The 14,277-nt window shown below is 60.0% G+C and carries 7 protein-coding genes, 5 tRNA genes and 1 riboswitch; of the genes, 2 read left to right on the top strand and 10 right to left on the bottom strand.

Annotation, left to right across the window (positions count from 1 at the left end):
• Positions 1–29 precede the first annotated feature (29 nt).
• Positions 30–2,477: an ABC transporter permease gene (locus WBR25_RS04530; RefSeq protein ID WP_479749879.1), complete on the bottom strand. Its 2,448-nt coding sequence runs from the start codon at positions 2,475–2,477 to the stop codon at positions 30–32.
• A 36-nt stretch (positions 2,478–2,513) separates the two neighbouring features.
• Positions 2,514–3,209: an ABC transporter ATP-binding protein gene (locus WBR25_RS04525; protein WP_139410242.1), complete on the bottom strand. Its 696-nt coding sequence runs from the start codon at positions 3,207–3,209 to the stop codon at positions 2,514–2,516.
• Between the two features lie 56 nt (positions 3,210–3,265).
• Here WBR25_RS04525 and WBR25_RS04520 point away from each other — a divergent pair, with 56 nt between their 5' ends.
• Positions 3,266–3,877 carry an arylesterase gene (locus WBR25_RS04520; protein ID WP_479749478.1) on the top strand — a complete coding sequence of 204 codons (612 nt, stop codon included), beginning with the start codon at positions 3,266–3,268 and terminating at the stop codon, positions 3,875–3,877.
• A gap of 182 nt (positions 3,878–4,059) precedes the next feature.
• Here the strand turns inward: WBR25_RS04520 and WBR25_RS04515 are convergent, their stop codons facing one another.
• On the bottom strand, positions 4,060–5,004 hold the full coding sequence (locus WBR25_RS04515; protein ID WP_005362471.1) for a chemotaxis protein CheV: 945 nt from the start codon (positions 5,002–5,004) through the stop codon (positions 4,060–4,062).
• A 139-nt stretch (positions 5,005–5,143) separates the two neighbouring features.
• Positions 5,144–8,173 carry a glycosyl hydrolase family 18 protein gene (locus tag WBR25_RS04510; RefSeq protein WP_479749477.1) on the bottom strand — a complete coding sequence of 1,010 codons (3,030 nt, stop codon included), beginning with the start codon at positions 8,171–8,173 and terminating at the stop codon, positions 5,144–5,146.
• 115 nt (positions 8,174–8,288) lie between these two features.
• Positions 8,289–8,371: riboswitch (cyclic di-GMP riboswitch) on the bottom strand.
• 293 nt (positions 8,372–8,664) lie between these two features.
• Between WBR25_RS04510 and WBR25_RS04505 the strand changes: the two genes are divergently transcribed.
• Positions 8,665–10,854 carry an ExeM/NucH family extracellular endonuclease gene (locus WBR25_RS04505; RefSeq protein WP_479749476.1) on the top strand — a complete coding sequence of 730 codons (2,190 nt, stop codon included), beginning with the start codon at positions 8,665–8,667 and terminating at the stop codon, positions 10,852–10,854.
• Positions 10,855–11,024: 170 nt separating this feature from the next.
• On the opposite strand, the gene WBR25_RS04500 is transcribed toward WBR25_RS04505, so the two are convergent.
• The 6 genes from WBR25_RS04500 to WBR25_RS04475 all read right to left on the bottom strand — a co-directional run bounded on the left by WBR25_RS04500 (position 11,025) and on the right by WBR25_RS04475 (position 14,270).
• Positions 11,025–11,100, bottom strand: a tRNA-Ala gene (locus WBR25_RS04500).
• Positions 11,101–11,134: 34 nt separating this feature from the next.
• Positions 11,135–11,210: transfer RNA gene (locus tag WBR25_RS04495), tRNA-Ala, on the bottom strand.
• A gap of 48 nt (positions 11,211–11,258) precedes the next feature.
• Positions 11,259–11,334 (bottom strand) — tRNA-Ala (locus WBR25_RS04490).
• Positions 11,335–11,399: 65 nt separating this feature from the next.
• Positions 11,400–11,475 (bottom strand) — tRNA-Ala (locus WBR25_RS04485).
• A gap of 28 nt (positions 11,476–11,503) precedes the next feature.
• Positions 11,504–11,579, bottom strand: a tRNA-Ala gene (locus tag WBR25_RS04480).
• A gap of 774 nt (positions 11,580–12,353) precedes the next feature.
• Positions 12,354–14,270, bottom strand: a complete 1,917-nt coding sequence (locus WBR25_RS04475) for a glycoside hydrolase family 19 protein (RefSeq protein ID WP_479749475.1) — start codon at positions 14,268–14,270, stop codon at positions 12,354–12,356.
• Positions 14,271–14,277 lie beyond the last annotated feature (7 nt).

Raw genomic sequence — 14,277 nt, 5'->3', positions numbered from 1 at the left:
CTTGTGTGCATCGGCTCGCGTTGGCGGGATTACAACAACCCCTGACCCAGTCCCCGCAGCCGATCGCTCAGGGTGCCAGCCAGCAGCTGGCGCTGCATCCCCTGCCCCGCCAGCGTCACCAGCAGTGCCCCCAGCGTCGGCAGGCCGAGCCAGATAGCCCAGTGGAACTGCCACTGCCCCTCGAACCACCACCACTGCAGGCCAAAGGAGCAGAGCTCCACCACCATGGCGGCACAGAGCCCCGCCAGCGCACCACTGGCCACCAGCTCCCAGCGCAGCATCTTTTTCAGTAGTTCGCTGCTGGCGCCCAAGGTACGCATCAGCAACAGCTCGCGCCGACGCTGGGCCATGCTGGCCTGAGTCTGGGTCAGCAGCACCAAGAGCGCCGCCACTGTCACCAGCCCCAGCATCAACGCCAGTGCCCGGCTCACCTGCTCCGATACCTGAGTGAGCCGCGCAATCAGGTCATCCACATCGATAAGACTCACCGTGGGGTGGCGGCGAATAAGCTCCACCTCGGCAGAGCGCCCAGCCTCGGGCAATCGGTAACTACCAAGCCAGGTTCGGGAGAAGGGTGCCAGCAGATCCTCGGAGAAGATCATGTAGAAGTTGGGGCGCATATTGTCCCACTTGATGCTGCGCAAACTGGTGACCCTGGCGCCGAAGCTGCGCCCCTCGATGGTAAAGGCGAGCATGTCCCCCAGCTTGATATCGAGTCGCTTGGCTAACTCGCTATCCACCGACACCTCGCCGGGCCCGGCAAGCCATTTACCGGCCACCAGCTTGTTGTCGATTGGCAGGGTTGCCGTGGTAGTGAAGTTGAGCTCCCGATCGACCCCTTCACGACCACTGCTGGCCCCCTCGCCCACCGCCTCACCGGCGATATGGGTCAGCCTGCCGCGCACCATGGGATAGAAATCGGAAGTGGTGGCCCCGGCTGCCGCCAGCTCGCTCAGGATCCCCTCCCGCTCGTTCTCGGCCACATTGACCAGAAAACGGTTGGGCGCATCGACGGGAAGACGTGCCGAAAACTCATCCAGCAGATCGACCCGGGCCGCCCATAGCAAGCCAAAGAGCATCAATGCCAGCGCAAAGCCCGCCAGCTGGAACAGGCCACTGCTGCGCTCGCGCGACAGGTGGGCCAGCGCCAGCCGCAAGGCATGAGGCCCGCTCACTCTTGCCCCCAGCCGCAACATCAGCGCCGCCAGCAGGGCCAGCAGCCCCATCAGCAAGCCCATGCCCCCCACCAGACCCAGCGCCAGCCGTACATCGGCGGTAAAGCCCCAGACCAGCGCAAACAGCCCGAACAGGCCGACCGGCAGGGCCAGCCAGGGGGGAATACCCGCCTCCAGCTCCCGGCGCAATACCCGCAGCGGCGGCACTTTCAGCAGCCGCAAGAAAGGCACAAAAGCGAGCAGCAGGGTGATAAAGAGCGCCACCGCCACCCCCAGCGCAAAGGGGCGCCAGGAGGGGGGGGGCAGATCCGGCGGCAGCAGGTCCCCCAGCAGCTGCAAGGTGATCCACTGCATGGCTGTGCCCGCCACCAGACCCAGCAACGCACCAATCAGCGTCAGCGACAGCAGCAGGGTTCCCATCAGTTGCCAGAGCGAGCGACGAGATGCCCCCAGGGTCTTGAGCAGCGCCACCATATTGGTCTGGCGCTCGGCAAAGTGGCGCACCGCAATCCCCATCGCCAACGCCCCCAGCAACACCCCGCTTAGCGAGGCAAGCCGGAAGAAACGCTCGGCATTGGCCAGCGAGCGACCCACTTGGGATTCGCTGTCATCCGGTTTGATCCACTTCTGTCCGGCCTGTAATTGCGGCAGCAGCCACTGTTCGTAACGGGCCAGCGATTCCCGCGGCCCCTTGAACAGATAGCGCCACTGCTGGCGGCTGCCGGGGAGCAGGGCGCCGGTCGCTTCGATATCGGCACTGTGGATCAGTGCACGCGGCGCCAACAGGAAGGGGCTGAAGCCCTGATCGGGCTCCTCGCCAAGCAGGCCTGCCACCTTGAGCACCGTATTGCCCACCTCCAGCTCATCCCCCGTTTTGGCCTTGAGCAGCTGCATCACCCGGGCGGAGAGCCAGATCTCGCCGGGAGCCGGGGCGCGGGCAGGTTCCAGAATGAGCTTGCCGTAGAAAGGGAAACCGTCGGGCACCGCCCGAATGGAGGCAAGCTGCAACGCATCACCGTGAAACAGCATGCTGTTGAAGCTGACGGTGGTCTGCACCGCCAAGCCATCCTGTTTCGCTCGGGCCAGCCAGCCATCCGGCAGCGCAGCGGCAGTGCGCAACACCCGATCCGCTCCGATAAAGTCTCGGCCCGACGCCTTGAGTCCGGCATCGAGCCGATCCGCAACCAGCGCCACACTCAAGACGCACGCCACGCTAAGCGCTAGCGCCAGCACAAACCAGCGCAGTTCGCCGCTGAAACCTTCCCGGCGAAGCAGTCGCCATCCCAATCGCCACTGCATCATCCCTTGCATCTCCCACCTGACCCGCAGCTCACCCCGTTACACCACATCATGGGGCACCTCGCGCTCCAGCCGACCCGCCGTCATGACCACTTGCCGCTGGCAACGCTCGGCCAACTGATGGTCATGAGTCACTACCACTAGCGTGGTGCCATGCTTTCGATTGAGTTCAAACAGCAGCTCGATCACCTTCTCGCCGGTCTTGCTGTCGAGGTTGCCGGTCGGCTCGTCCGCCAGCAGCAGGCTTGGACGAGTCATAAAGGCGCGGGCAATGGCCACCCGCTGCTGCTCACCGCCGGAGAGCCGTGGCGGCAGATGGTGCAACCGCTCGCCAAGCCCGACCGCCGCCAGCAGTTCACGGGCTCTTGGCTCGCAATCCCGCTCGCCGCGCAACTCGGCGGGCAGCATCACATTCTCCAGCGCCGTCATGGTCGGGAGCAGCAGGAACGACTGGAACACAAAGCCGATCTGCTCGGCGCGCAATCGGGCCCGCCCCTCCTCATCCAGCTCGCCCAAGGATTTGCCGAGGATTTCGATATCCCCCTGACTCGGCAGATCGAGCCCGGCCAGCAGTCCCAGCAGGGTGGACTTGCCGGAGCCGGAGGCGCCGACCAGAGCCACCGTCTCGCCGCTATTGACTTGCAGATCGATCCCTTCAAGGATGGTGAGGCTTTCCTGGCCGAGGCGAACCGATTTGCCGAGGCCCTTGACGACAATAATGGGGGTTGAACTCATGCTCTGTATCCTTTGTTCCAATCCCTTGATGACAATCCATAGCGGGAGTTGAATTGATGGTACGTATTCTGTTTGCCTTGTTGGTTGGCCTCGGCAGCCTGCTCTCGTCGGCTCAGGCCCAGACCCTGCTGGTACTGGGAGATAGCCTGAGCGCCGGCTATCAGATGCAGGTTGAGCAGAGCTGGCCCGCCCTGCTCAACCAGAAATGGCAGGAGGAGGGGGGCAAACACACTCTGCTCAATGCCAGCATCAGCGGTGAAACGACCCAGGGGGCGCTGGCCCGTCTGCCCGCTCTGCTGAAGGAGCACAAGCCGGACTGGCTGCTGATCGAACTGGGAGGCAACGATGGCCTGCGCGGCTTCGCACCGACCATTACCCGCCAGAATCTGGCCAGCATGATCGCGCTCGCCAAGGAGCAGCAGACCCGTGTGGTGTTGACCCAAATCCAGCTGCCCCGCAACTATGGTGCCCGCTATTTGCGCCAGTTCGAACAGATCTTTCCCGAGTTGGCCCTGGCTAACGATCTGCCCCTGCTGCCCTTCTTTATGGATGATATTGCGCTGCGCCCTGAACTTATGATGAACGATGGCATTCATCCCACCCCGGCGGCCCAGCCACAAATCCGCGATAAAGTCGCCCGCTTTATGGAGCCGCTGCTCAGCCAATAAGCCCGCCGTCTATCACCAATATCCCATAACAAAAAATCCCGCCAAAATCGGATGTTTTGAATGGTCGACGATCTCTGCGTGGCACCTTGATTCAACCTATCCATCGCCAATACCCAATAACAACACATCCCGCCGAAGCGGGATGTGTTGTTATTGATTTAGCATAACCGGCAGGCAGCTTCTCAGCTTTCCAGCACCTGACGCAGCCGCTCCTGGGCCACGCCGACCAGCAAATCGGGCTGGAATTTGGAGATAAAGCGGTCGCACCCCACCTTCTTGACCATGGCTTCGTTGAAGTTGCCGCTCAGGGAGGTGTTGAGGGTGATAAAGAGATCGGACATACGCGGATCACTACGCACCTCGTGGGTCAGGCGGTAGCCGTCCATCTCCGGCATTTCGGCATCGGTGATCATCAGCAGGATCTCGTCGGTCACCTTCTTGCCAGCATCGCACCACCCCTTGAGCAGGGTCAGCGCCTGTAAACCATCCTGACACTCGATCACCTCAAGCCCAAGCTGGCCCAGGGTCTCGCGCACCAGATTGCGGGCGGTGCTGGAGTCATCGACGATCAGCACTTTGCGTCCATGCATCTCGGGCAGGATCTCCCGATCCAGCACCTCTTCGGAGATGCGGATGTCATAGGTGATGATCTCCGCCAATACCTTCTCCACGTCGATGATCTCGACGATCTGCTCCACTCCATCTTCGGGAATGCGGGTGATGGCGGTGAGGTAGTTGGCACGCCCGGCAGAGCGCGGTGGCGGCAGGATATCCTTCCAGGTCATGTTGACGATGTTGGCCACCTGCCCCACCAGAAAGCCCTGAATGGTGCGGTTGTACTCGGTGATGATGAGGTTGGATTCACTGTCGATGGGCATGGGACGCATGCCGATGGCGCTGCGCAGGTTGATCACCGGGATCGAGGTACCGCGGATATTGGCCACCCCGCTGATATTGTGATGGGAGCCCGGCATCTTGCTCAGATGGGGCAACTTGACCACTTCCCGTACCTTGAAGACGTTGATGGCGAACATCTGACGGGTGCCGAGACGAAACATCAACAACTCGAGGCGGTTTTCACCCACCAGTTGAGTTCGTTGATCAACGGAATCCAATATACTCGCCATACGCTGATATCCATCTGATTATTAATCGACTCTATTATAGAGGCTGCCCGCCAGGAAAGGCAGGCGCATTTTCAACCAGAGCGACCAACCAGACAAAAAAAGTGAGGCCGAAGCCTCACTTATCTCATTGATTTTAAAATCAATAGCTACAGACAGACTTCCAGCTGCCATCGGTTGCCTTGGGCTCGCTGCTGGTCCACCAGTTCGCCTGCCACACTACCTTGTTATGGGTAATGCGATCACCGCCATTGGCATGATCCCCCTGCGGCCAGCTCGGATAGGCCTTGTAGGCCGCCGGATTGACGTTCTGGCTGCTGCAGCTGGTACCCGGATTCTCGCCGCCACCCGAGCCCAACACGGCCTCCGGCAGGGTCGGGAACTCGGCCTTGAGACCAATGGTCTGGCTGCCGCTGATGATGCGCATGCCGCTTGGCACGCCAGCAGCGGGCAGGTAGTAGGTCATGGCGACTTCAATCTCGGCCCCCGGCGCCAGAGTCTGCCAACCCGGCAGGTTCATGGCGACCTTGTGGAAATCCTTCTCATTGGCAATACCTTCCGAGTTGTCGTTGCCACCGCTCTCCACCACTTTCAGGCCCATGCCACTCTGATCCGTGATGGTGTCAGAGGTAGAGGTGGGCACCAGAAACTCGATGCGCGCGCCGCCCGGAATGGTCTGGGTCGACTTGTTGACCAGCTTGAGTTTCGGGTTGATCGGATAGTTGGAGTCCCCTTCCTTGAAGCCGGAGAGGCTGACCTGGATGTCGAGCTGGGCGCTCGGCGCGGCCAGATCGTTTTGCTTGGTGTTGTACGGAGTTGCCTTGGCAAACTTCTCATAAGCCAGGGTGGTCAGGGTACTGCCCATGCCGTACTCGTTCTTGGCCGGATCGAAGGCGTAATCACCCGCCATCTCCCAGAACATCACGCCACCCAGACCGCGCTTGATGATGTAGTCGAGCTTGTGGCCCATGGACTCTTCATCTTCGGTTGAGAGGAACACCTTCTTCTCTTCGTTCCACAGCCAGGGCGCGTGGGCCTTCTCATCGTAGTAACGCACATACTTGCCCTGCATCACGTGAGCCGGATTGTTGGGATCCAGACCCCAGGCAGTGCCATAACTCGGCAGCGTGGTGATGCCGAGGCTGGCTGCATGCTCCAGGTTTTTGGCATGCCACATGGGCACGGCGCCACCGCCGATCTCTTTGCCGTTCTTGTCGAGATCATGCCAGATGTTGTCGATGCCGACCGCCCCGTTGCCGCACGGAATGGTGCTGCCAGCTGTGCCCGGCTGGCACTCGTTCTGGCTCGGCAGGGCTGCCTTGCCACCCAGCCCATGACTGCCACCGCTCACCCCCTGCCAACCGCGGGTGTAATAGGGCACGCCAACGTTGATCTTGCCAGCCGCCAGCGCACCGCGGAAGTAGTGAGCAGACCAGGCGGCGTTGAGGTAACCGATACCGCCAAACTGGGTCTGGGTATAGACGCCCCAATGGGAGAGCTCGGGGTCGGCATTGTTGTCGAACAGGGCCGCGTTGTGACCGACAAAGTGGTTCCAGGCGCCGTGGAAGTCATAGGTCATCAGGTTGACGTAGTCGAGGTACTGGGTGACCTGGAAGTTCTCCATCCCGCGCAGCAGATAGGCCGAGGCCGGTGAGGCGATGGTCAGCATATACTTGCGGCCATCTTCGTTACCGGCGTTGTCGAGCCGCGCCCGCAAGGTCTTCATCAGCACCTCGTAATTGGCAAACAGCTTGGCCCGGCACTGGTTGGAGAGCGGGAAGTCGTTGGGATTGCCCGCATCCTTCATCGAGGTGGGGTATTCGTAGTCGATATCGACCCCGTCAAAACCGTACTGGCGGATAAAACTCACCGCCGAGTCAGCCAGGGTGTTGATACCGGCAGTATTGACCGAGCAGTCACCCTTGGTAGTGGCGGTGTAGAAGCCGCGGGTATCGGCCCAGCCGCCGACCGAGATGAGGGTCTTCACGTCCGGATACTGCTTCTTGTACTTCGACAGCAGGTTGAAGTGGCCCTTGTAGGCGAATTCAGGATCCATCTCGGCACCCGGCACGCCATCCCAAGTCATCTTGGTGGCTGCATCGTCCACCTTGATAGTGTGGCTCTGCTCATCCACCGCCGCGAAGGCGTAGTTGATGTGGGTGATCTTGTTCCATGGAATATCGCTCACCAGATAGGCGGGCAGGCCGTTCTTGCCTGTGCGCCATGAGGTGAAGTAGCCGATGACCCGACGGGCATGGTCATCCCCCATGCACTCGTAACCATCCGGGCGATAGATCTGGCGAATGTCACAAGAGAGGTTGCCACCGGTGGGCGGCAGCGCGGCCTCCTCGACATTGACGGTCACCGCCGCCGACTCGCCGCTCAGATTGGTCTTGTCAGTGGCCACCAGCTTGAGGGCGGCACTGCCTTTGGCATCCGGTGTCCAGTTAACCTGCCAGGGGGCAGTGGTATCTTCGCCCACCTTCTTGCCGTCGACATAGAGCTCGACTTTGGCCACATCGTTGTTGGCATCGGTGACGTTACCGCTCACCGCCACACTGCGACCCAGGGTCACCTTGGCGCCGCTGGCCGGGCTGCTGATGCTCAACTTGGGCCCCTCTGGCGCGACCACGGCGGCGACATTGAAGCTCGAATCCGCCTCGCTCAGCACCTTGCCATCTTTATCCAGCGCGCGAGCTTTGAGGGTATGGCCCCCCACTCCGGCGGCGCTCCAGCTGGCACTCCAGGGCGAGGCGCTCGCCGTGGCGACCAGCGTGCCGTCGACAAGATATTCCACCCGGGCCAAGGCCGTTACCGGGCCGCTCAGGCTCACCGCCAGCGCCACGCTGGCTCCTTCGTTGAAGCTGGCACCGGCAGCCGGTGAGCTGATGGCTACGCCGAGCGCAGGAGGAGGCACCTCGCCACCATAGGGCTTCCAGGCATCTGCCCAGACCACACCGACACCCGGCTCATAGTGATAGGGGGATGCCCCGCACCAGCCTGAATAGGGAAACTCTTTGCACTCGTAGAGGGCACCGACGTTGCTGACGATATCGCCAGCCTTGTAGGCAGTACCGGATTTATAGGCGGGATAAGCGGCCTGAGCCCAGGCGGGCGCAGCCGCAAGGGCGACCAGCATGGCAAGCCTGCTGGGTCTGAAGAGCTGTTGCATATTGTTATCTTCCTTGTTTTGTCTTGGCTTGGTCACCAAGGCAAAGAACAATCGCAACCTGCATGATGGGCGCAGACAACTGGCAATGGACCTGCCACAAAAACCACCCCTCACCCAGGGAAACCCCGCTATCTGGATCCACGAGCGAGACCGGAAGCATTGCGCCCCGACATCACTGCCGGTTTGCCCTTTACCTGGGTTCCGTGAGGAACGAACCCAGTATAGGAAGGCGACAAGATCCCCTCAATCTTTATTCTCAAAGAGAATTATCCCCTGCCACGAAAGCGTCATGATCTCAGGGTTAAAATTGATTGAATTATCAAAAAAATCATATCGTTACTGGGATCATAAAAACGCTTTCCCGCACCTTCCCAGATTCATTTAATGTGCGTTGGCTCACTGGTATGACATGCCAGAAATGTGACAATGCGCGCCCTTGGTCAACGAGCCAAGGCTATGGAATCACTGGCAAAAATAAAAAAGGAACACCTATGAAAGGTACTCGTACCCTGCTGTCGCTGGCCGTGGGGCTGGCACTTGCATCCTCAGGCGCCCATGCGGCATTTGTCTGCCCGTCCGATCCGGCTCAACTCACCCCCATCCCGACCATTCAGGGTACAGGCTCCGCCAGCGCGCTGGCTACCCAGACCGTGACCGACAATAACGGCAAGGTGACCGGCAAAATCAGCCCGGGCACCTTCAATGTTCGCGGTATCGTGACGACGCTTGGCCAAAGTCTGACCAAGGGTTTCTATCTGACTGACCCGGTGGGCGATGGCAATCCGGCCACCTCTGATGGCATCTTTGTCTATCTGAACGACAAGGACTTCGCGACCAAATATAAAGACGTCAAACCGGGAAGCGAAGTCTGTCTGGAAGCACAGGTGCAAGAGTTTTACGGCGGCACCCAGCTGACCCCGTTAGTCGACAAGGCCACCAAAAAAGTCCACTTGCAAGTCACCGCACAAGGGCTGAATGTGCCGACCAGCGTATTGCAGGTCAATGAAGGGGAGACGCTGGCGCAGGCACTCAATCGCCACGAAGGGATGCGGGTACGTCTCGACAGCAGCAGTGACCTGCACCTGACCCGCAACTACGGCTTCGACTACAAGGTCTATCGCAACAACGTAGAGTTGGCCCACAAAACCCCGCAGATCAAACCGACCCAACTTCATGTTGCCAACAGTGCGGACGCTGTCGCACTAGCCACCCAAAATAGCAGCAACCGTCTGGTAGTCGAGTCTGATTACAAAGCGCCGGATGGCGTACTGCCCTGGTTCCCTGGCTGGGATGCCGATCAGGGTTATCTGCGCATCGGTGATCAACTGACCGGGCTGGAGGGGGTGATCGTATACAACAAGGATGCCTTCCGTCTGGTGGTACCGAGCGATGTCACCCTGACTGCCGGCGCCCTGCTGCGCAGCCCTGAAGAGGATCGTCAAGACGCGCCGGCTCGCCTCGCTGGCAGCGATCTGCGGATCGGCAGCTTCAACGTGCTCAACTACTTCACCAGTCACTCCAGCATCGGCGGTGCACTCAATATCCTGTGCAAGGATCAGGCGGATGCCGACAACGCCAAAGGTTGCAACCGGGGTGCCAAGAGCCAGCCCGAGTTCGAGAAGCAGCGCACCAAGATCGTCAATGCCATTACCGCAATGGATGCCGATCTGCTCGGCCTGATGGAGATGGAGAACAACGGCTTCGAGGATAACTCGGCCCTCCACAATCTGGTGACCCGCCTCAACGAACAGCAGAAGGATGCGAGCAAACACTACGCCTATGTCCGCCTGCCGGTCACTGCCCTTACCGATGGCAAGTTCTTCGGTGGAGACGCCATCATGGTGGCAATGCTCTACCGTCCTGCCCTGCTCACCCCCAGCGGGGATGCCAGCGTCATCAAGCTGCCGGAGCAGCGCTACACCACTGGTGGTGTGGCCAAGACAGCCGGTCAGCGCGACTCGCTGGTTCAGACCTTCACCCTCGCCAAGAGCAAGGAGCCGCTGACACTGGTGGTCAACCACCTCAAATCCAAGGGGTCAGGCTGCTACGAAAATGGCGATGGCAAGTCAGAACCGGCCGACCTGCAGGGCAAGTGCACCGAGTTCCGGGTCTCTGCCGCCAAGGTGCTGGGTGAGGCGGTCAGCAAACTGCCGGGCCAGGTGCTGCTGGTGGGCGACTTCAACTCCTACGCCAAGGAAGATCCGATCCGGGTACTGACCGACTACAACCCGGCCACCAGCGAGCGGAAGATCGTATCGGCCTCCCACACCTTTATCGGTGAGCAGTCCTATGAACAGCTCGGTCGCGAAGTGACTCGCAGCTACGGCCTGATCGATCTCAACGTCAAATTCAACAAGGAGAAAGCCATCTCCTACAGCTACGACGGGGAGCTGGGCACCCTGGACTATGCCCTCGCCAACCCGGCGCTGGCCAGCAAGGTGGCAGGTGTCGCCGACTGGCACATCAACTCCTTCGAGAGCTCCCTGTTCGAATACGGCAGCCAGTACACCGGCTCCCTGCTCAAGTCTGACAACCCCTTCAGTGCCTCCGACCATGATCCCATCATCGTCGACCTGAGACTGGAGAGCGATGCCACCAAACCGGACACCTCCTCAGGCGGTGGTGCACTGGGACTCGGCCTGCTGGCCCTGTTGCCGCTGGCCTGGCGACGTCGCCGTTAATCACAGGCGCATCTGAATAGTGCAAGCAAAGCCCGCGACTCTCGCGGGCTTTTTCATTCAGGTCATTGGATTTACAAATGAAAGGCGCGGACGTATGGAGAAAATAAATGATGGAGAAAACAAAAAGGCCACCGCGATGCGGTGGCCTTTTGCTTCTTGTAACAAGAATTTGGTGGAGCTACGCGGGATCGAACCGCGGACCTCTTGCATGCCATGCAAGCGCTCTCCCAGCTGAGCTATAACCCCGATTTGTGTGAATGACCGGCAGTCACTCTGAATTTGGTGGAGCTACGCGGGATCGAACCGCGGACCTCTTGCATGCCATGCAAGCGCTCTCCCAGCTGAGCTATAACCCCAAATTCGGTACTGAACGAATGGTTCTGGCGGCCATTCATCCTAAATAATGGTGGAGCTACGCGGGATCGAACCGCGGACCTCTTGCATGCCATGCAAGCGCTCTCCCAGCTGAGCTATAACCCCACAAAGGTCGGCTTGGGTGATACACACCACACAGCCCTGGGTATTCAATACAACAATCAAGAATCTGGTGGAGCTACGCGGGATCGAACCGCGGACCTCTTGCATGCCATGCAAGCGCTCTCCCAGCTGAGCTATAACCCCTTTGATTCCAGATTGTTCGAGGAGAATTTGGTGGAGCTACGCGGGATCGAACCGCGGACCTCTTGCATGCCATGCAAGCGCTCTCCCAGCTGAGCTATAACCCCAACTCACCTCGGCGCTGACGAAGTTATCTCCGGCAACGGAGGCGCATGATAGGCATCACCCGCTTTGCTGTCAACCCTAAAATAACCGCGACTGATTCGTTTAGTCAAAATTGCAGCAGTTCGCTGTTTTTACCAGCAAGGCGCGTGCTATCTCTCTGTTTTATGTCACAAATCGGCTCAAGCACCTATAAAGGAGAGGCCGTGCAGCAAGCCTCTTTCCCCGTGCAACGCCCCCCGCTCTCAGACCTCTCTATGCTGGCTGGTAATCAGCTTCTCCCCCGTCACCTCGGGAAAGCCTTTCCATAAAGGGCATTGCATTTGAAAACCCTTTCCATGATTTTTGTAAATTTACAACACGGAAAGTTGATCTGGCTCACAAATGACCATAGGATCAAACCGTGACCCAGGTCACACACCATAACCATAAATGACAGAGCGATGAGGTAAACCATGTTTGAGAATCTGGCAGTCCTGTTCCACCTGCGCGGTGCAACCACCAAGAACGGCGTTGTAGAGAAAGATGCCTATGCCCCCTCCACCCGTGAATACTACTTCCGCTACGGCAAGTAATTGCTGAAAGCCTTTCACGGAAAACGTAATAAAACTACAACACACATCATCACACAGCCCTTTCGAGGCGCTGTCCTGTCCGGGCCAGATGTTCCACGGCCAAACCTGAACTCCACCAAACAAGAATGGGGCCCGCAGGCCCCATCTTTTATTGCTCCGGATTGTCAGCTGGCTTGTCGGCAAACCTTGTAACCCTGAAACGGCTCAGAGCTTGATCCAGGCATCGGCCCAGGCCGTACCCTTGCCCGGCTCATAAGCCCAGGCGGCACCGGCGCACCAGCCGGTGTAGGGGTGCGGTTTGCACTCGTAGCTGGCACCGCCGTTGCTGACCCGCTCGCCCGCCTTGTAGGGAGTCCCCTCTTTATAGACGGGATAGTCAGGCGGCGTTACGCCCCCCTCCTCCCCTTTCACCAGCAGGCTATGGGTGGCGCTACGGCTCAAGCTCCCTTCATCGGTCACCGTCAGTTTGATCTCCAGCTTGGTATCGCTGGCCGGCTTGGGCAGAGTCAACTCCAGAGTGACCTGATCCAGAGCCGGGGCAGAGGCACCGGCTGGGATTGTCCAGGCATAAGTCAGCGGCTTGCCTTCCGGATCGCTGGAGTGCTGGCCGGAGAGAGTCACCTTGCTGCCACCTTCGGCCTGCGCCGGGCCGGTGATATTGGCCACCGGCGGCAGGTTAGTGCCACCGCCGTTATCCTCGATCACCACCTCCGGATAGAAGTGCTGAACGCAGCGGCTGTAATCCCCTGCCTTGAAGGCGCTGAAACGGGTCTGGTAGCCCACCAGCTTGCACGCGTAACTCTTGCCGCCGTTGGGGTTCTCTGCCACATAGCTCCAGTCCTGCTCCCAGTAGATGGGCAAGGCACCAGCGCCATTGTCGTCAAACACCTTCATATTCTTGCAACCCAGCACCTCGTCGGATGGCACCGCCACCCCGAGGTAGTTGGCAAACTCGCGGTAGTAGTTGATGCGATTCTGGGACTGGGCATGCTCGACCGGACCGCCGCACTCCACCCCGCCATTGATGATCTGGGTGGTGACCCCGAAGCCCGGCACCAGACCGTTCTGCTTGTCATGGTCATTTGGCTGCCAGGTGCCATCGATGACATGGAGCATGGAGGGCTTGGGCGGCTGCGGATAGGTATAGAAGAACACCGCGCTGGCGAGGTTCAGCCAGGTGTCGGCCACCAGATCGGGACGGTCGAGCAGGGTGCGCACCGTGCCGAACATCGCCTCGGAGAAGGGGCCATAGTTGTAGTTGTAGGAGAGCTGTTTGGCGCCGCGGCCAAAGTAGCTCTTGAACTCGCCATTGTCGAACGTACCGCACGGCCACTGCTGACCCTGCCACACATCGGGGCGGCACTCGGCGTTGTAACCACCGCGCATGGTCTCATTCCATCCCATCTCGCGCACGTAGACCAGCGCCTGACGCCACTCGGCCTCCGGGCGCCAGTTTTCATGGCCACCGGTCTCCTGGGCGAAGTGGGCGAACATAGTTGCCAGCGTCTTGCGGCAGATGGCGTCAGCATCGCGGCCGTCGCTGTAGTCACTGCACAGGGCCGGGAACTTGGCCGCCGCCTGCAACAGGCCACGATAGGTGTACTCGGGGGCGCGTAGCGGGAACAGGTAGTTGAACTGGCTCTCGCTCAGCAGGCTTTCGACCCGCTTGACGTTGCCCGGGTTGTCGGCACGGCCCGGCTGCACCGCCTCGACCACCAGATTGTCCCGGGTAGCGATGGAGGCCTTGACCGCTTCCATCGCCGGGAAGTCGGTCAGCGCCTTCTCTTTGGCATCCAGCTCGGCCTGGCTCATATAGACGGGGGTGGTGCTGCCATCCGGCGGGGTAGGCGTCGGCGGATTGGGCTTGTCATCGCCACCGGTGTCCGGCGGGGTCACTTCCCCTTCGCCGACAAGCTTCCACGGGGTATCCCACTCATTGGCGGCCGCCATGCCCGGAGTCTGACCCGGGTTGACCCACCACTTGGCCTCGAAAACCTGGCCGTTGTAATTGACCTGGCTGCCGCCCGGGTAGGATTTGTTGATGTCGTATGCCTCGGCCGCCCACAGGTGGCCGCTCAGCATCATGCCGGCAAGCAGAAGGGTGATGCGGTTTTTTTTCATTATTGTT

The sequence above is a fragment of the Aeromonas sp. MTB genome (assembly GCF_056632455.1).
The sequence above is the reverse complement of the archived record's forward strand: the minus strand, read 5'-3'. Positions and strand labels throughout refer to the sequence as shown.

Excerpts from the sequence above, each read along its gene's own strand:
- WBR25_RS04505 (WP_479749476.1), top strand. The coding sequence starts at position 8,665 with ATGAAAGGTACTCGTACCCTGCTGTCGCTGGCCGTGGGGCTGGCACTT.
- WBR25_RS04515 (WP_005362471.1), bottom strand. The coding sequence starts at position 5,004 with ATGGCGAGTATATTGGATTCCGTTGATCAACGAACTCAACTGGTGGGT.
- WBR25_RS04510 (WP_479749477.1), bottom strand. The coding sequence starts at position 8,173 with ATGCAACAGCTCTTCAGACCCAGCAGGCTTGCCATGCTGGTCGCCCTT.
- WBR25_RS04520 (WP_479749478.1), top strand. The coding sequence starts at position 3,266 with ATGGTACGTATTCTGTTTGCCTTGTTGGTTGGCCTCGGCAGCCTGCTC.
- WBR25_RS04525 (WP_139410242.1), bottom strand. The coding sequence starts at position 3,209 with ATGAGTTCAACCCCCATTATTGTCGTCAAGGGCCTCGGCAAATCGGTT.
- WBR25_RS04530 (WP_479749879.1), bottom strand. The coding sequence starts at position 2,477 with ATGATGCAGTGGCGATTGGGATGGCGACTGCTTCGCCGGGAAGGTTTC.
- WBR25_RS04475 (WP_479749475.1), bottom strand. The coding sequence starts at position 14,270 with ATGAAAAAAAACCGCATCACCCTTCTGCTTGCCGGCATGATGCTGAGC.